General features: G+C 41.3%; 5 protein-coding genes and 2 pseudogenes. All 7 read right to left on the reverse strand.

The genetic code is table 11. The features are described from left to right. A complete protein-coding gene (gene asp1, locus PXH68_RS07945; RefSeq protein WP_248028294.1) occupies window positions 1-1,572 on the reverse strand; it encodes an accessory Sec system protein Asp1 in 1,572 nt (523 codons plus the stop codon). A gap of 10 nt (window positions 1,573-1,582) precedes the next feature. Beyond that, window positions 1,583-2,836: an accessory Sec system protein translocase subunit SecY2 gene (gene secY2 / locus PXH68_RS07950; protein WP_248028295.1), complete on the reverse strand. Its 1,254-nt coding sequence runs from the start codon at window positions 2,834-2,836 to the stop codon at window positions 1,583-1,585. 570 nt (window positions 2,837-3,406) lie between these two features. After that, window positions 3,407-8,287 carry a DUF445 family protein gene (locus tag PXH68_RS09890; protein WP_398582979.1) on the reverse strand — a complete coding sequence of 1,627 codons (4,881 nt, stop codon included), beginning with the start codon at window positions 8,285-8,287 and terminating at the stop codon, window positions 3,407-3,409. 921 nt (window positions 8,288-9,208) lie between these two features. Further along, window positions 9,209-9,304, reverse strand: a pseudogene (locus PXH68_RS07960) (KxYKxGKxW signal peptide domain-containing protein); the annotation flags it as partial. A 278-nt stretch (window positions 9,305-9,582) separates the two neighbouring features. Beyond that, window positions 9,583-9,825: an LPXTG cell wall anchor domain-containing protein gene (locus PXH68_RS07965; RefSeq protein ID WP_316716092.1), complete on the reverse strand. Its 243-nt coding sequence runs from the start codon at window positions 9,823-9,825 to the stop codon at window positions 9,583-9,585. 438 nt (window positions 9,826-10,263) lie between these two features. Continuing rightward, window positions 10,264-16,443 (reverse strand): annotated as a pseudogene (locus PXH68_RS07970) (DUF445 family protein); the annotation flags it as partial. Between the two features lie 174 nt (window positions 16,444-16,617). Further along, window positions 16,618-17,496 carry a glycosyltransferase family 2 protein gene (locus tag PXH68_RS07975; RefSeq protein WP_248028736.1) on the reverse strand — a complete coding sequence of 293 codons (879 nt, stop codon included), beginning with the start codon at window positions 17,494-17,496 and terminating at the stop codon, window positions 16,618-16,620. Window positions 17,497-17,500: the final 4 nt, after the last annotated feature.

Below are 17,500 nucleotides of genomic sequence, written 5' to 3' on the forward strand. Positions count from 1 at the left end.
TTAGCCTTTATTTTCTAATAATTCTTTCCACTGATCAATAATGCGACCGCTAGTGTAGTCCCCCATTTTTTGAACAGTTGAAACAAGGGACCTATTCCAATTTGTCAGACCATCAAAGTAATAAGCGACTGCTTCTGTCAGATCTTTTATTTCCGCCACAATCCAACCATTTTCTCCATGCGTTACATACTCTGAAGCTTGGCGATTGATTTGTGGAATTCCGGCGCTAATACTAGCAATCTGAGTATAAAGATGCGGAACCTGTCCCAAATCCAATACCAATCGGGTCGTATCTAATTGACGAATAATCTGATTTTCATTGGTAAAGGTATGGAAGCGAATGCTAGACAAGGTCATCTCTTGATCCTCTTCCAATTGGTTTTCACCAGCTTCTTCCGATACTTCCATGAACCGTTCAAGTGTGTATTTTTCCTGCAGAAGAGCAATCAATTCACTTTCCAAAGCCTTCATATTGCGTGCACGTTCATAGCTGACAATGTCCAATTCAATCAAGGGATTTTCTTCCATTAACTGCAATAAAACATGCAGGGTTTGTAAATAGTCTTCACGGCTTGCACCGTCTATCTGCCAGTAAATAATTAATTCCTTGACCGTCTGACTGCGTCCTAAACGCAAACGCGTATCAAACGGCGTCACCTTGCTGACATGGTGAGCAGAGGTTCCCAGCTGGGCCAAACTGTACTCAAGGGCCAGCTTGTTTTTCTCCGAATCCACTACCAGGACATCACCTTCCTGAGCAAGACGCTTTAAGTCACTGCCCTCTTGGAGACTGTAACGGTCACCACTAAAGGACAACACTTTTTTCTGTTGTTCAAAAGCATCCAACAAGAGGCGATTGTGTTGTTCATGGACTGCCATAACCAAGTAGTCATGTTCTGTCATACGCAGACGTTTGAAGAAGAATAATTTCTCTAAAATCAAATCATCCCAACTCTCATAAGCCAGCTGGAAGAATTCCTGATCTGCCCGTGGGTTGACGGTAATGAGATTGGAAGCTTCTGCCAAGTGCTCACGAACCTGCCAGACCCCATTTTCATTCAGATAGTCCTGATGGCTAGGCTGCCCATCTGAAAAATAAAGGATACTCGATAAAAATCCACGATCGTCAAACAGGTAATGGTAAGTAACTTCATTCTCCTTAAAGTATTCCACTTTCAAGAGATTGCCGCTCTCAGCAAAATGCACTTCCGCAATCCGTTCATCCCCAATTTTGACCAACAAGGCAAAGGGAGTATAGACAAAACGTGCCCCCTGTGGCCAAGTCAAATCAGTTACCTGGAGCACCTTGGTATTTTTGCTTTGGATATTTTGAATCTCGTCAAAGAAGGACCAGTAAGGGGTTGAAAGAATATCTTGACGGTGCAAAAAATAGCGCAAATGGGGTTGGTACCCCAACAAGAGCATCATCGTTTCTTCACCCGCAGCCTGGAAGGTCTTCAATTGATTCACGGCATCGTCAAAGGTCATATTTTCAATGACACGAAACCATAATGGGGCTTCCATATACCACTTACGATTTCCTTGATACCAGGATGGGACAAAATAAAACATAGTAACTCCTTTAAATAATCTCGTCGTATTCTCTCCATGAACGAAGAATACGAACCTGTTCCACTATGCCCAACAAAAGGGTAGTGACAATATAAATATTGTTGATCAACAGTGCGATACTGATTTGCCCTTGCTGGCTCCACACCAGGAGCAAGGGCACACCTCCCATCAAGCAGGTATAGATCGCACCAACCAAGGCTAAACGATTTAGATAGAAGGAAATGTACTTCCGAGTTGCCTCTCCTGGACGAACATTCTCGATATAGTCCCCGCTTTTCTGCATATTTTCCGCGACTTCAGTCGGGTCTATATTGAAGTAGGCAAAACCAATAGCTAAGATGAAGAGCAAGAAGATATACACAAGAATCCCGAGTAATTCTGAAATACTCACCTTCCCAACCAGATCTTTCAATATAGGATTTTCTGGAAAAATCTGTAATAGAGCTGAAATCAGAATTGGTGGCAAGGACATCAGCGTCATCGCATACATGAAAGGCATCCCTCCTGCCGGCGTCACCCGAATTGGGATATAGGTGGATTCGGCAAATGCACTGATAATCATAATCCGTCGAATCGGAATCCGATACTCTGCTCGATAGACGACAACTGTAATCCAAATCAAGGCAGAAGCGATTAGTGCAATCACCGCAATCGTCAACAAAAATTCGAGGCCTCCCAACCGATTTTCTGAAAAATACCGAATGATATTGATGATAAAAGTTAAAATCATGTTGGAGACAATAATAACCGATGGGCCTCCTAAGCCCTTACGGCCATTCACATTTGCCAACCACATGAGGACAAAACTACCGGCAATCATCACTACCATTGTAATTCCCCTTAAGATTGGGAGTGAATAGTCACCAAACTGACTAAACTGATAGTAATCCGATAGGGAACTAACCCCAATGGACTGGATCAAGGCTACAACAAACATCAGTAACATGCGGTAGCGATGGCTTTGTTGGGCAGTTAACCCTTTAATTGTCTTAAAGAGTGTCAAAAAACGCCACAAGATCATCCCTGTCATCCAAGGACTCAGCCCGAGAGAAAATAGATTCAGGGTCGAAAACTGACCACCTGTTACCATGGCCAAGTTCTCCAAGGCACTATCTAATTTATAGGCACCCGCTTCAATGCCTGCAGCAGGAAGGGTTGCGATTGGGATATATTTCCCCAACATATAGACAAATACGATGCCAACCATCCAGGTCAAGCGGTTAGCTAGAGTAGAAGAACGATAGTTTCTCCATATATTTTTCATAATATAAACTTCCTATTCCTTATCATATCTAGGGATAAGATCTTATCCCCACATATGATAAATCGAAGTTGCCCTCGTTAAAGGGCAGCTTCGATTCAACTAGTATGACTTGTTCATTCTTATTCGCTATTTCAAGAAAAGTGTTAAAAAATCATTTTTTTAACTGCGTTTTTGCTTATGTCTTACTAGTTTTAAATATGTCCAAAAGAGTCTCCCAATTTTAGCACTATTGCTAGGCTAAGTCAATAAAAAGACTGTGAAAACACTAAGTTTTTCAATGAATACATTTTCAATTTTCCTACGGAAAATATAGCTAGTTGGCACTTATTTTTCCTTTTTTGAGGCTACTTTTTCTAGTCTACTATTTTAAGGTTAAATGAGTCTAAAAAATCTTATGCGCCAGCTTTTTCCATAAAAACTGCTAACCGTTCCATTACTTATCTATTAGTGTACTGTTTCTTTGTCTATTATTCAACTGATTATCGGTTTTTCCATATTTAAATCAGAACTTGATACAAAGAAAGTAGCTGGCATTTGCTAGCTACTTTTCTTTTTGCCTTCTAGCTTTGATTACTTTGCTTCTTCTTCGTCTTTTTTGCGACGTTTGTACAAACCACCAAACAAGAGGCCTGCTCCAAGCAATCCTGCCCAAGATGACAACTCCTCACCTGTACTTGGCAATGCTGCTGACTTACGAGGAAGCTGTGAATCCTGTGAAGGAGTTGATTCTGAGACCGATTCAGAGATTGACTCAGAGATTGACTCAGAGATGGATTCAGATACTGATTCTGAGATTGACTCGCTGACTGATTCTGAAATGGACTCGGATACTGATTCAGAAATGGATTCAGAGATGGATTCTGATACTGACTCAGAAATGGATTCTGAGACGGATTCTGAGATTGACTCTGAAACTGATTCAGAAATGGACTCAGAGACGGATTCAGAGACGGATTCAGAAATTGATTCGGAGACTGACTCTGAAACTGATTCAGAAATGGATTCTGAAACTGACTCTGAAATAGATTCTGAGACTGACTCGCTTACTGACTCTGAGATAGACTCAGAGACGGATTCTGAGATGGATTCTGAGACTGATTCTGAGACTGATTCTGAAATGGACTCAGAAACTGATTCTGAGATTGATTCTGAAACGGATTCACTTACTGACTCAGAAATGGATTCTGAGACTGACTCAGAAACAGATTCAGAAACTGATTCTGAAATTGATTCTGAAACTGACTCGGAGACTGATTCTGATACTGATTCTGAGATGGATTCAGAAATGGACTCTGAAATGGACTCTGAAATTGATTCTGAGACTGACTCGGATACTGATTCAGAGATGGATTCTGAGATGGATTCTGAGACTGACTCAGAAACGGATTCGCTTACTGATTCTGAAATTGACTCAGAGACTGACTCAGAAACGGATTCTGAGATGGATTCTGATACTGACTCAGAAATGGATTCGGATACCGACTCAGAAACGGATTCGCTTACTGATTCTGAAATTGACTCAGAGACTGACTCAGAAACGGATTCTGAGATGGATTCTGATACTGACTCAGAAATAGACTCAGAGACGGATTCAGAAATGGATTCGGAGACTGACTCTGAAACTGATTCAGAAATGGATTCGGAGACTGACTCAGAAACGGATTCACTTACTGACTCAGAAATTGACTCAGAAACTGATTCTGAGATTGACTCGCTTACTGACTCAGAGATTGACTCAGAAACTGATTCGGAGACTGACTCTGAGATGGATTCGGATACCGACTCAGAAACTGACTCGGATACTGATTCAGAGATGGACTCACTTACAGACTCTGAAATGGATTCTGAGACTGACTCAGAGACTGATTCTGAAATTGATTCAGAAACTGATTCTGAGATGGACTCAGAGACGGATTCAGAAATTGATTCGGAGACTGACTCGCTTACTGACTCTGAGATAGACTCAGAGACGGATTCTGAGATGGATTCTGAGACTGACTCTGAGATGGATTCAGAAACTGACTCAGAAATGGATTCTGAGACTGACTCTGAGATTGATTCAGAAATTGACTCTGAAACTGACTCGGATACTGATTCTGAGATGGATTCTGAGACTGACTCAGAAACGGATTCTGAGATGGACTCTGAGACTGACTCGGAAACTGATTCTGAAACTGACTCTGAAATGGACTCTGAAATGGACTCTGAGACTGACTCAGAAATTGACTCTGAGACTGATTCAGAAATGGATTCTGAGATGGACTCACTTACAGACTCTGAAATGGATTCTGAGACTGACTCTGAGACTGATTCGGAAACTGATTCTGAGATTGACTCAGAGACTGACTCAGATACCGATTCAGAGATGGATTCAGATACGGACTCTGAAATGGACTCTGATACTGACTCAGAAACGGATTCAGAAATTGATTCTGAGATAGATTCTGATACTGATTCAGAAACTGACTCGCTGACTGATTCTGAGATTGATTCTGATACTGACTCAGAAATTGATTCGCTGACTGATTCAGAAATGGATTCTGATACTGATTCAGATACAGATTCTGAAACTGACTCTGATACTGACTCAGAGATTGATTCAGAAACTGATTCTGAAATTGATTCTGAGATAGATTCTGATACTGATTCAGAAACTGACTCGCTGACTGATTCTGAGATAGATTCTGATACTGATTCTGAGATAGATTCAGAAACTGACTCTGATACTGATTCAGAAATGGATTCTGATACTGACTCAGAGATTGATTCTGAGATTGATTCTGATACTGATTCTGAAACTGACTCGCTGACTGATTCTGAGATTGATTCAGATACTGATTCAGAAATTGATTCAGAAACTGACTCTGATACTGATTCTGATACTGATTCTGAAACTGACTCAGAGATTGACTCAGATACTGATTCAGAGATTGATTCTGATACTGATTCAGACACTGATTCAGACACTGATTCTGAAATGGATTCAGAAACTGACTCGCTGACTGATTCTGAGATAGATTCAGAAACTGACTCTGATACTGATTCTGAAACTGACTCAGAGATTGACTCAGAAACGGATTCTGAGATAGATTCAGAAACTGACTCAGAGATTGACTCAGAAACGGATTCTGAGATAGATTCTGAAACTGACTCAGAAATTGATTCTGAAACTGACTCAGAAATTGATTCTGAAACTGACTCAGAAATTGATTCAGAAACTGACTCAGAAATTGATTCTGAAACTGACTCAGAAATTGATTCTGAAACTGACTCAGAAATTGATTCGCTGACTGATTCAGAAATGGATTCTGAGACGGATTCTGAGACTGACTCTGAGATTGATTCAGAAATTGATTCTGAAACTGATTCACTTACTGACTCAGAAATGGATTCTGAGACTGACTCAGAAATGGATTCTGAGACTGACTCTGAAATGGATTCTGAGACGGATTCAGAAATGGACTCTGAAACTGATTCAGAAATGGATTCAGAGACTGACTCAGAAATGGATTCGCTTAATGATTCAGAAACTGACTCTGATACTGATTCTGAGATTGATTCAGAGACTGATTCTGAAATGGACTCAGAAACTGACTCTGAGATGGATTCTGAGACTGACTCTGAGATTGATTCAGACACTGACTCAGAAACTGATTCTGAAACTGATTCAGAAACTGATTCTGAAACTGATTCTGAAACTGATTCTGAAATGGATTCTGAGACTGACTCAGAAATGGATTCAGAGACTGACTCAGATACCGATTCAGAAATTGATTCTGATACTGACTCTGATACTGATTCGCTGATTGATTCACTTACAGATTCAGATACTGATTCGCTGATTGATTCTGAGACGGATTCACTTACAGATTCAGATACTGACTCAGAGATTGATTCAGATACCGATTCTGAAATCGACTCTGATACTGATTCAGAGATTGATTCTGATACTGATTCTGATACAGACTCTGAAATGGATTCAGATACAGATTCTGAAACTGACTCTGATACTGATTCAGAAACTGATTCTGAAATGGATTCAGACACTGACTCAGAAACGGATTCACTGATTGACTCTGATACTGATTCTGAAATGGATTCAGACACTGACTCAGAAACGGATTCGCTGATTGACTCTGATACTGACTCTGAAATGGATTCTCTAACTGATTCAGAAATCGAGTTTGAAAGTGATTCAGAATTTGATGTTGATTCAGAATTAGACAGTGACTCAGAGTTTGAGATGGATTCTGAATTTGATGCTGATTCTGAGTTAGAAGTTGATTCAGATTCAGACAATGAATGTGAGTTTGAATTCGAGAGTGATTCAGACTCAGATGTATCAACCGTGTACCAGTGCGTTGTTTCGTTAACCAATGTAGACAATGGATTTCCCAAACCATACTGAGTCCCATAGTCACCCACACCTGTCGAACTAGAATTGGCCTGCCAAAGCCCCCACTTTCCAGTCTTATCTAAAGACTGCCTACCGAAGAAGAATCTACCATACTGAGTCCCACCTTGGGCTGAGCCACCTGACCAGTATCCAATTAAGCGCCAATTTTTAGCCGGACTAGTATAGAAGACCATAATACGTTGACCATTGTAAGTAGTTGTTGTATAACTCGGTTCAATAGTCGAATAGGTATTGTAATTAGTCCCTGATGTTGAAGTCGAAGCTTTTATCTCACTTGTTTCAAATAACTTAATAAATCCAGTGGTATCTGTGCCATTCCAATCAACTGTACCTGTATAGGTTGGATCACGATAATATAAACTTCTTTTGATTGTCCCTTGATCATCAATGACTGTAATCAAGGTCTTCGTTCCCTGTTCTTCAACCTTACCGTGCATATAGGTAGTACCTGGAGTCAAAGCTCTGGTTGAAGTTGCATGTGTAGTCGTGGAATAGTCATAGCCAACAAATGAACGAACGCCAGATGGTGTCACTGTTTGTCCACCAATTGTCATGACAGAATAGGTAGCAATAATGGTACCGTCTGTTGTTTTATAATAGGTGGTATTTAGTGTATATGTTGGCACCAATGTAGTCCCATATACATTAGCTGAGCTGGTACTAAACCTTAATCCACCAGGAATTCCTGAAGCTGTTGCCAAGGAAGTGTCATAGGTAATAGTAATTGGTGAGTTATCAGAATCTAGAGTGCTTGGATAAGTAAAGGTTGCACTAGATCCAGGATCAATTTTATAAGATTCTAATACAGTACCAGTTTTACTTACCAATTCTGCCAGTACTGTGTAAGTACTTGGATCTTCATCTAATGAATAGCGAATATAAGCATTTAAAGCTGTACCGCCTGAACTCTTATGGTTTTGATCATAAGTATCTGTTGCTGTATAACTAAATGTATGCCAACCAGCTACACTTGTACCAGCATATGGCGATGAAAATGTCAAACCAGTCACTTTCGCCCCGTTAGCATCTGTCATTTCAGGGGTAGCCGTTGAAAGTGTATCAACTAAGATACCCTCACCCTCACCAACTTTAAGTGTTGCTGTCGTTGAAGTATTAAGAGCAAAAGTAATCACTCCGTCTTCATCATTTTCCAACAACAAAAGACCAATTGCTTGGTTGCTTGCTTGCAAACTGCTGATAATGGTAGCAAGGTCAGCTGCAGTCGCATCCGCATCTCCTAAGATGGTTTGAGCCAACAGCAGCTGATCACGACTGGTTCCAATTGCAGTTAGCAAGGCTTGGCTTGGTGCAGTTTGGTTACTTGCGATTTGTACTAAAACCTCTGCTTCCGAAACAACTTGCTCTAAGGTTTGCTTTTCTTCTACTACAGTTGTAGCGCCTGTTTCACTCACACTGGTTTCAGATCCTGTTTCACTTGCTGCTGATTCACTTGTGCTGGTTTCAGAGCTTGTCGAACTTGATGGCGTAGTCGATGCTGATTCAGATTCCGAATGTGATACAGAAGTTGATTCTGAAACAGAGAGCGACTCTGAAGCCGATTGACTTTCTGAGTTCGATACGGACTCTGATGAACTGAGCGATTCGGACTCCGAAATCGATGTCGATTCCGATGCTGAGGTTGACTCAGACTGACTCGCTGATTCGGAAATCGATGTCGATTCCGAGGAGCTTACTGAAATTGAGTCTGAGTCGACAACTGTCGTTAACACGACAGTATCTGCTTCTGCCAAGGTTGATGTACTTGTTTCTGATGTCGCGACAACTTCAGAAGCCATAACGGTTTCAACCGCGACATTCCCCCCCACAACAGTTCCCGCTGCTGCTAACCCGCGTAACAATTGGCTTGCGGTCATTGAACGTTTTGCAGTGGCAAGGTTGACCTCGGCTGAACTTGCCGAAGACTTGCCTCCAATACGCATCAAACCGATTTGCGACATGACTGTTCTCACCCAGTGCTTACCGGATTTATGCATTTTTACACGACTTTTTCGAGATACTTCGGTAAAGTCATCTTTTCTTTGCATTTTCATTCAAAGAAATCCCCCTGATGTTTCTTTATCATTTAGTGTCCTAAAAATGTCCTATTCCCCAATAGTCCCCCTAAATAATTTATCCATTATACCAATGAATTATACTAAAGTCAATGATTTTTACTGAAATGAAAACGGATTTTTCGTCTTTTACTTTCAAATTTAACATATTATTTCGACGTAGTTTTCAAAATAGATTTCTTTCATATATTTTTTAATCATTTTCATTTTTATATCAATAAAATCAAAAAACCAGTTGATTACAACTGGTTTCATGATTATTCTTGCTCTTCTTTTTGTTTTTTCTTTTTGAATAGTCCAAATAACAGCATTCCTCCGAGCAAGGAGAGGGAGGTTTGCGATTCCTGACCTGTGCTTGGCAAGGCTTGGAGCACAGATTCGGATAGGGATTGAGATGGAACTTGCTGAACAGGCGTAATCGCTTCAGTTCCAGAGACAGATTCCGACTCTGAGTAGTGCTCTGAAAGTGATAACGACTGACTAATAGAGTTGATATCCAAGGTTGGCAGCGGCGGATTGAGTAATCCCGGACCATGACTGTGGATTTCACGATCACTCTCGGAGACGGATTCTGAAATTGATTCAGAGACTGATTCTGAGACTGACTCTGATACTGATTCTGAAATGGACTCGGATACGGACTCAGAGATTGATTCTGAAACTGATTCTGATTCTGAGACTGACTCTGAAATTGATTCGGAGACGGATTCAGAGATAGATTCTGAAATGGATTCTGAAATGGATTCTGAAATGGATTCAGAGATTGATTCGGAGACTGACTCGCGTATGGATTCAGAAACGGACTCGGAGACTGACTCGGAGATAGATTCAGAAACTGATTCAGAGATCGATTCTGAGATGGACTCGCTGACTGATTCTGAGATAGATTCAGACACCGACTCTGAAATGGATTCTGAAACTGACTCTGAGACGGATTCTGAAATCGACTCGGATACTGACTCAGAGACGGATTCTGAAAGTGATTCTGACACTGACTCTGAAATGGATTCTGACACTGATTCTGAAATCGATTCGGAGACTGACTCTGAAATGGATTCTGAGATTGATTCACTTACTGACTCAGAGATGGACCCAGAGACGGATTCTGAGACTGACTCTGAAATTGACTCAGAAACTGACTCTGAAATTGACTCAGAAATGGATTCTGAAACTGACTCTGAGACGGATTCTGAAATCGACTCGGATACTGACTCAGAGACGGATTCTGAAAGTGATTCTGACACTGACTCTGAAATGGATTCTGACACTGATTCTGAAATCGATTCGGAGACTGACTCTGAAATGGATTCTGAGATTGATTCACTTACTGACTCAGAGATGGACCCAGAGACGGATTCTGAGACTGACTCTGAAATTGACTCTGAAATTGACTCAGAAACTGACTCTGAAATTGACTCAGAAATGGATTCGGAAATGGACTCAGAGACTGATTCAGAAATCGACTCGGATACTGATTCGGAAATGGACTCTGAGACTGACTCAGAAATGGATTCTGAGACGGATTCTGAAACGGACTCGCTGACTGACTCAGAAATTGACTCAGAGACTGATTCTGAAATGGATTCTGAGATTGACTCTGATACTGACTCAGAGACTGATTCTGAGATTGATTCGGAGACTGACTCAGAAATTGACTCGGAGACTGACTCAGAGATTGATTCTGAAATTGACTCTGATATTGATTCGGAGACTGATTCTGAAATGGATTCTGAGACTGACTCAGAGACTGATTCAGAAATGGATTCAGAGACTGATTCGGAGATAGATTCTGATACTGACTCTGAGATTGATTCTGAAACCGATTCAGAGATCGATTCTGATACTGACTCAGAAATTGATTCAGAGACTGATTCGGAAATGGACTCTGAGATTGATTCTGAAACTGACTCAGAGATTGACTCAGAAACTGATTCAGAAATTGACTCGGATACTGATTCAGAGATGGATTCTGAGACTGATTCAGAAATTGACTCAGAGACTGATTCTAAGATAGATTCTGAGACTGATTCGGAAATGGACTCGCTGACTGACTCAGAAACTGATTCCGAAATGGACTCGGATACTGATTCCGAAATGGACTCGGATACTGATTCCGAAATGGACTCTGATACAGATTCTGACACTGACTCTGAGATGGATTCTGAAACTGACTCAGAGATTGACTCAGAAACTGATTCAGAAATTGACTCGGATACTGATTCAGAGATGGATTCTGAGACTGATTCAGAAATTGACTCAGAGACTGATTCTAAGATAGATTCTGAGACTGACTCTGAAATGGACTCGGATACTGATTCAGAAACGGACTCTGAAATGGATTCAGAGATTGATTCAGAGATTGATTCGGAAACTGATTCCGAGATTGACTCTGAAACTGACTCAGAGATTGATTCAGAAACTGATTCTGAGACTGATTCAGAAATTGACTCTGAGACTGACTCAGAAACTGATTCGGAAATGGACTCTGAGACTGATTCCGAAATGGATTCTGATACGGACTCACTTACTGACTCTGAAATGGATTCAGAAATGGACTCTGAAACTGACTCGGAGACTGATTCTGAGATGGACTCAGAAATGGACTCTGAAACTGATTCAGAAACGGACTCAGAAATGGATTCTGAGACTGACTCGGATACTGATTCTGAAATGGATTCAGACACTGACTCTGAAATGGATTCTGAAATGGATTCTGAGACTGATTCTGAAATGGATTCTGATACTGACTCTGATACTGACTCTGATACTGACTCAGAGACTGATTCTGAGACTGACTCTGAGACTGACTCTGAAATGGACTCGGATACTGATTCAGAGATGGACTCTGAGACTGACTCTGAGATGGACTCACTTACAGACTCTGAAATGGATTCTGAGATAGATTCTGAAATTGATTCGGAGACGGATTCTGAGATGGACTCGCTTACAGACTCTGAAATGGATTCTGATACTGACTCAGAGATAGACTCAGATACCGATTCAGAGATTGATTCTGAAATGGATTCAGACACTGACTCTGAAATGGATTCTGAAACCGATTCTGAGATGGACTCAGAGACTGATTCTGAAATGGACTCGGAGACGGATTCTGAGATGGATTCTGAGACGGATTCTGAGATGGACTCTGATACTGATTCAGATACTGATTCAGATACTGATTCAGATACTGATTCAGAGATTGACTCGGATACTGACTCAGAGACGGATTCTGAGACGGATTCTGAGACTGACTCGGATACTGACTCAGAGATGGACTCAGAAATTGATTCTGAGACTGATTCAGAGATAGATTCTGAAATGGATTCAGAAATCGACTCGCTGACTGACTCGGATACTGACTCAGAAACGGATTCTGAGACTGACTCGGATACGGATTCTGAGATGGACTCTGAGACTGATTCTGAGATAGATTCTGAGACTGATTCTGAAATGGACTCGCTGACTGACTCAGAAACTGATTCGGAAATGGACTCAGAGACGGATTCAGAAATTGATTCTGAAATCGATTCTGAGACGGACTCAGATACTGACTCAGAGATGGATTCTGAGACGGACTCAGAAATGGATTCAGAGATTGATTCGGAAACTGATTCCGAGATGGATTCGGAAACCGATTCACTTACTGACTCTGAAACGGATTCTGAAATTGACTCGGATACTGACTCAGAAACGGATTCTGAGATGGATTCTGAGACTGATTCAGAAATGGATTCTGAGATGGACTCAGATACCGATTCAGAGATTGATTCTGAAATCGATTCTGAGACTGATTCTGAGACTGATTCTGAGACTGATTCGGAAATGGACTCTGAGACTGACTCTGAGACGGATTCTGAAATTGATTCAGACACTGACTCGGAGACGGACTCAGAGATTGATTCAGAGATCGATTCTGAGACTGACTCTGAGATGGACTCGGATACTGATTCAGAAATTGATTCTGAAATGGACTCGGATACTGACTCTGAAATGGATTCAGAGATCGATTCTGAGACTGACTCTGAAATTGATTCGGATACGGACTCTGAGACGGATTCTGAGATGGATTCAGACACTGATTCTGAGATGGATTCGCTGACTGACTCAGAGACGGATTCGGAAATTGATTCTGAAACTGACTCGGATACTGATTCAGAGATGGACTCTGAGATGGACTCGCTCACTGATTCAGAAATGGATTCAGAGATTGATTCGGAAACTGATTCCGAGATAGATTCAGAAACCGATTCACTTACTGACTCTGAAACGGACTCTGAAATGGATTCTGAGATGGATTCTGAGACTGATTCAGAAATTGACTCTGAAACTGACTCGGATACTGATTCCGAGATTGATTCAGAAACCGATTCACTTACTGACTCAGAGATTGATTCTGAGACTGATTCTGAGACTGATTCTGAAACTGACTCTGAAATGGACTCGCTGACTGATTCTGAAATTGACTCGGAAACTGATTCTGAGATGGATTCTGACACTGACTCAGATACTGATTCAGAAATGGACTCTGAGACTGATTCAGAAATGGATTCTGAGACTGACTCGGATACTGATTCAGATACTGACTCAGAGACTGATTCTGAGACTGATTCTGAAACTGACTCGGAGATGGACTCAGAAACCGACTCTGAGACGGATTCTGAGATGGACTCTGAAACTGACTCTGAAATGGACTCGGATACTGATTCGGAAATGGATTCAGACACTGACTCTGAAATTGATTCGGAGATTGACTCGCTTACAGACTCTGAAATGGACTCGGATACTGATTCTGAGACTGACTCGGAGTTAGATTCTGAGACTGACTCAGAGACGGATTCTGAAATCGATTCTGAAATCGATTCTGAGATGGACTCAGATACGGATTCAGAAACTGACTCTGAGACGGATTCAGAGATGGATTCTGATACTGATTCTGAGATGGACTCAGAGACTGATTCTGAAATTGACTCAGATACAGATTCTGAAATGGATTCTGACACTGATTCTGATACTGATTCTGATACTGATTCTGAGATGGACTCACTTACAGACTCAGAGATTGATTCTGATACTGATTCTGAAATGGACTCAGAGACTGATTCTGAGATGGACTCACTTACAGACTCAGAGATGGACTCAGATACTGATTCTGAAATTGATTCCGATACTGACTCAGAAATGGATTCTGATACTGACTCTGAAATGGATTCAGAGATTGATTCACTTACTGATTCTGAGATAGATTCTGAGACTGATTCACTTACTGACTCAGAGATGGACTCTGAGACTGATTCTGAAATGGATTCAGAGATGGATTCTGAGACTGACTCAGAAACGGATTCTGAGACTGATTCAGAAATGGATTCAGACACTGACTCTGAAATGGATTCTGATACCGACTCTGAAATGGATTCTGAAATTGACTCTGATACTGATTCTGAAATGGATTCTGAAATGGACTCTGAGACTGATTCTGAAATGGACTCGCTCACTGACTCAGAAACTGATTCCGATACGGATTCTGAGATTGATTCTGACACTGACTCGGAAATTGACTCAGAGATGGATTCGGAGACGGATTGCTGAATAGAATTGGATAGCGACTCAGACACTGATTCAGAGACGGATTGTCGAACGGATTCGGAGACGGACTCAAAGACGGATTCCGATACAGAGAGACTCAAACTTTCTGTCATAGATTGGTTCGGAGTATAGGTCAGGTTAACAACAACATCCTTGTAGTTTCCTTGATAGGTTTGTACACGAACGGTTACTGCATGAGTCCCAATTTCCATTTGATGGGAGGTAAGGACAGTATATGTCAAACCTGCACCACTGACATTGGCAGTACCTGAACGAAGAGTTGCGCTCACGATTGCAGTAATTTCCGCATCTGTGAATTTTACGCCATATTCGCGTGTTGCGCTTCCGCCTTGTACATCCATAAAATACTGTCTAAATGGGGTCGAAAGGCTTGTAAGCCCTGCAGCATTTGTCGCTCTCACTTGGTTGGTATACAAACCAAGCGCTGCACTGGCACTTGGCGTACCACTGACTACACCAGAGGTAGAAATAGCTAATCCCTTACTATTTTCAGACACACCATTCGATAAGTTAAGGGTAATACGAACAGCCGTGATCGCACCCTCTGGATCAGTGATCGTCGTCACCTGTATTGGGGTTGTCATTGTCACACCACGGAAAACATAAACATCCGTTGTAGCCGAGAAGGTGGGCGCTGTCGTGTCAGTTGCTCTAAAACCAGTTCCTACCTGACCGCTAACCCCAACAAGCTGTTGGTAACGACCTGTTAGATTGTTGGCTGCTTGAGCTAGGGACTTGGTTAATGCATCCAATCGTTCTTGACTCAATTGGCTGTCTAACATAGCTGATTTTGCTGCCGCTAGTTGCACATTGGCTGCTTCAAGAGCTGCTAGGTAACGTTGACCCTTACTACTTGTTAAATCCGTCGAATTGGGTACTTGTTGAGACAGAGCCCGCTCAATACTTTCCAATGCCTGATAAAAAAGTCCTGTTTCCAAACGCTCAAGTGGACTAAGCTCCGTCTGAACTGTTTGCTCATTTACCTCACTATTTGTAGTAAATGTTACTTGACTCTCTGATACAGAGATGGAGTCTGACCCTGACAGACTTTCCGACTCGGAAACCGACTCAGACTCCGAGAAAGAGTGGGAGAGCGACTCTTCCTGGCTAAATGCTATTGACTCTGACTCCGACAAACTACTAGATTGGCTCAACCAAAGGCTTTCTGAGGCAGACAAGGACAAGCTGGCTACATCTGAACCAACTTCCAACACCACCTCTTCTTTAGTCACCAAGGCCTCTTGACTAAGTTCTTGAGCTTGAACTAATTCTCCGCCCGCTACTGCCAAACCAGCCACCATAGCCGATTTCATCAACAGACTAGCCGAAGAATAGGTTGACTTTGACGCTAGAGAAATTGATTTGGTTTCAATGTTGCTTTGGCCAAATATCTTCCAAGCAACTTTAGAAATGACAGTTCTGACCCAGTGCTTTCCGGACTTATGCATCCGCACATGGGTATGACGATGAGTTTCTGTAATCGATTGTTTTTTCATTTTGACACAAAGGACCATCCGACTCTAATCTGAGCCGGATGGCTTTTTTTCCTTCTATAAATATAGGTAGAATATAGCTTCTATCTTACCCTATCCCTTCCCTTCCCTTCCTGTCAATCAATTGATCTCATTTTCCTGCGCTTTTTCATATGTTTTTTTCAATACAAATGAAAAGAAAAGATAAGATTACTCTCACCTTTTCCATTTTTCTAAAATTGAAATCTTTTGCATACATTTTTGATAGTCTTGCATCCTACCAGTTTTCAAATAAAAATCCTTATGTAGATTCAATCGCCATCTATAGGCTCGTAATTCTGGCTCGATATCAAAGCCAATCAATGATAAGACAGCAATACGTTCTTCAATGCTCTTCAGAGGAAAAACCGAAGAGATCTCAACTGTCTTGGTCACACTTGTTTGACGCTTACGATGATAATACAAACTAGTGTTTGAATACACGATTCGCTCAGCCTTTAGGTATATTTTCCAAGTTGTATAGTCATCCTCGACCTTTTCATCCTCCGGATAGACAATTCCATCTAACAATGCAGCCTTATACAATTTGCACCATGGGACGGTAAAACATTGACTGATCGAAAATCGACTCTCGTACTCTTTTTTAAACCATTCTTGTGGGCTAAAAATCTGCCTAAAATAATCCTGTGCTTGCAGGTGGAAAGCAAATGAATTGGTCTCTTCCATAAATTGAGTAAAGTTAACCACAGCAATATCAGCGTCCGTCTCTTTCAACGACTGATAGAGATATTCAATGTGATTCGGTTCCAACCAATCATCATTATCAACAAATAAAACATAGTCACCACTAACTAGAGGCAGGGCTGTATTTCGTGCTGCTCCGACCCCTCCTCCTCCGATTGCCTTATTCACCAATTTAACTCGACTATCTTTTTGACGATAAGCTTCACAAACACTGGCACTACCATCTGTTGATCCATCGTTCACCAATATTAATTCAATGTTTTGATAGGTTTGATCTAAAATACTATCCAAACACTGCTTCAAATAGATACCCGCATTGAATACAGGAACAATGACTGATACTTTTTCCATCCTA

It is taken from the genome of Streptococcus sp. 29896, from assembly GCF_032594915.1.
In the GTDB taxonomy this organism is placed as follows: domain Bacteria; phylum Bacillota; class Bacilli; order Lactobacillales; family Streptococcaceae; genus Streptococcus; species Streptococcus suivaginalis.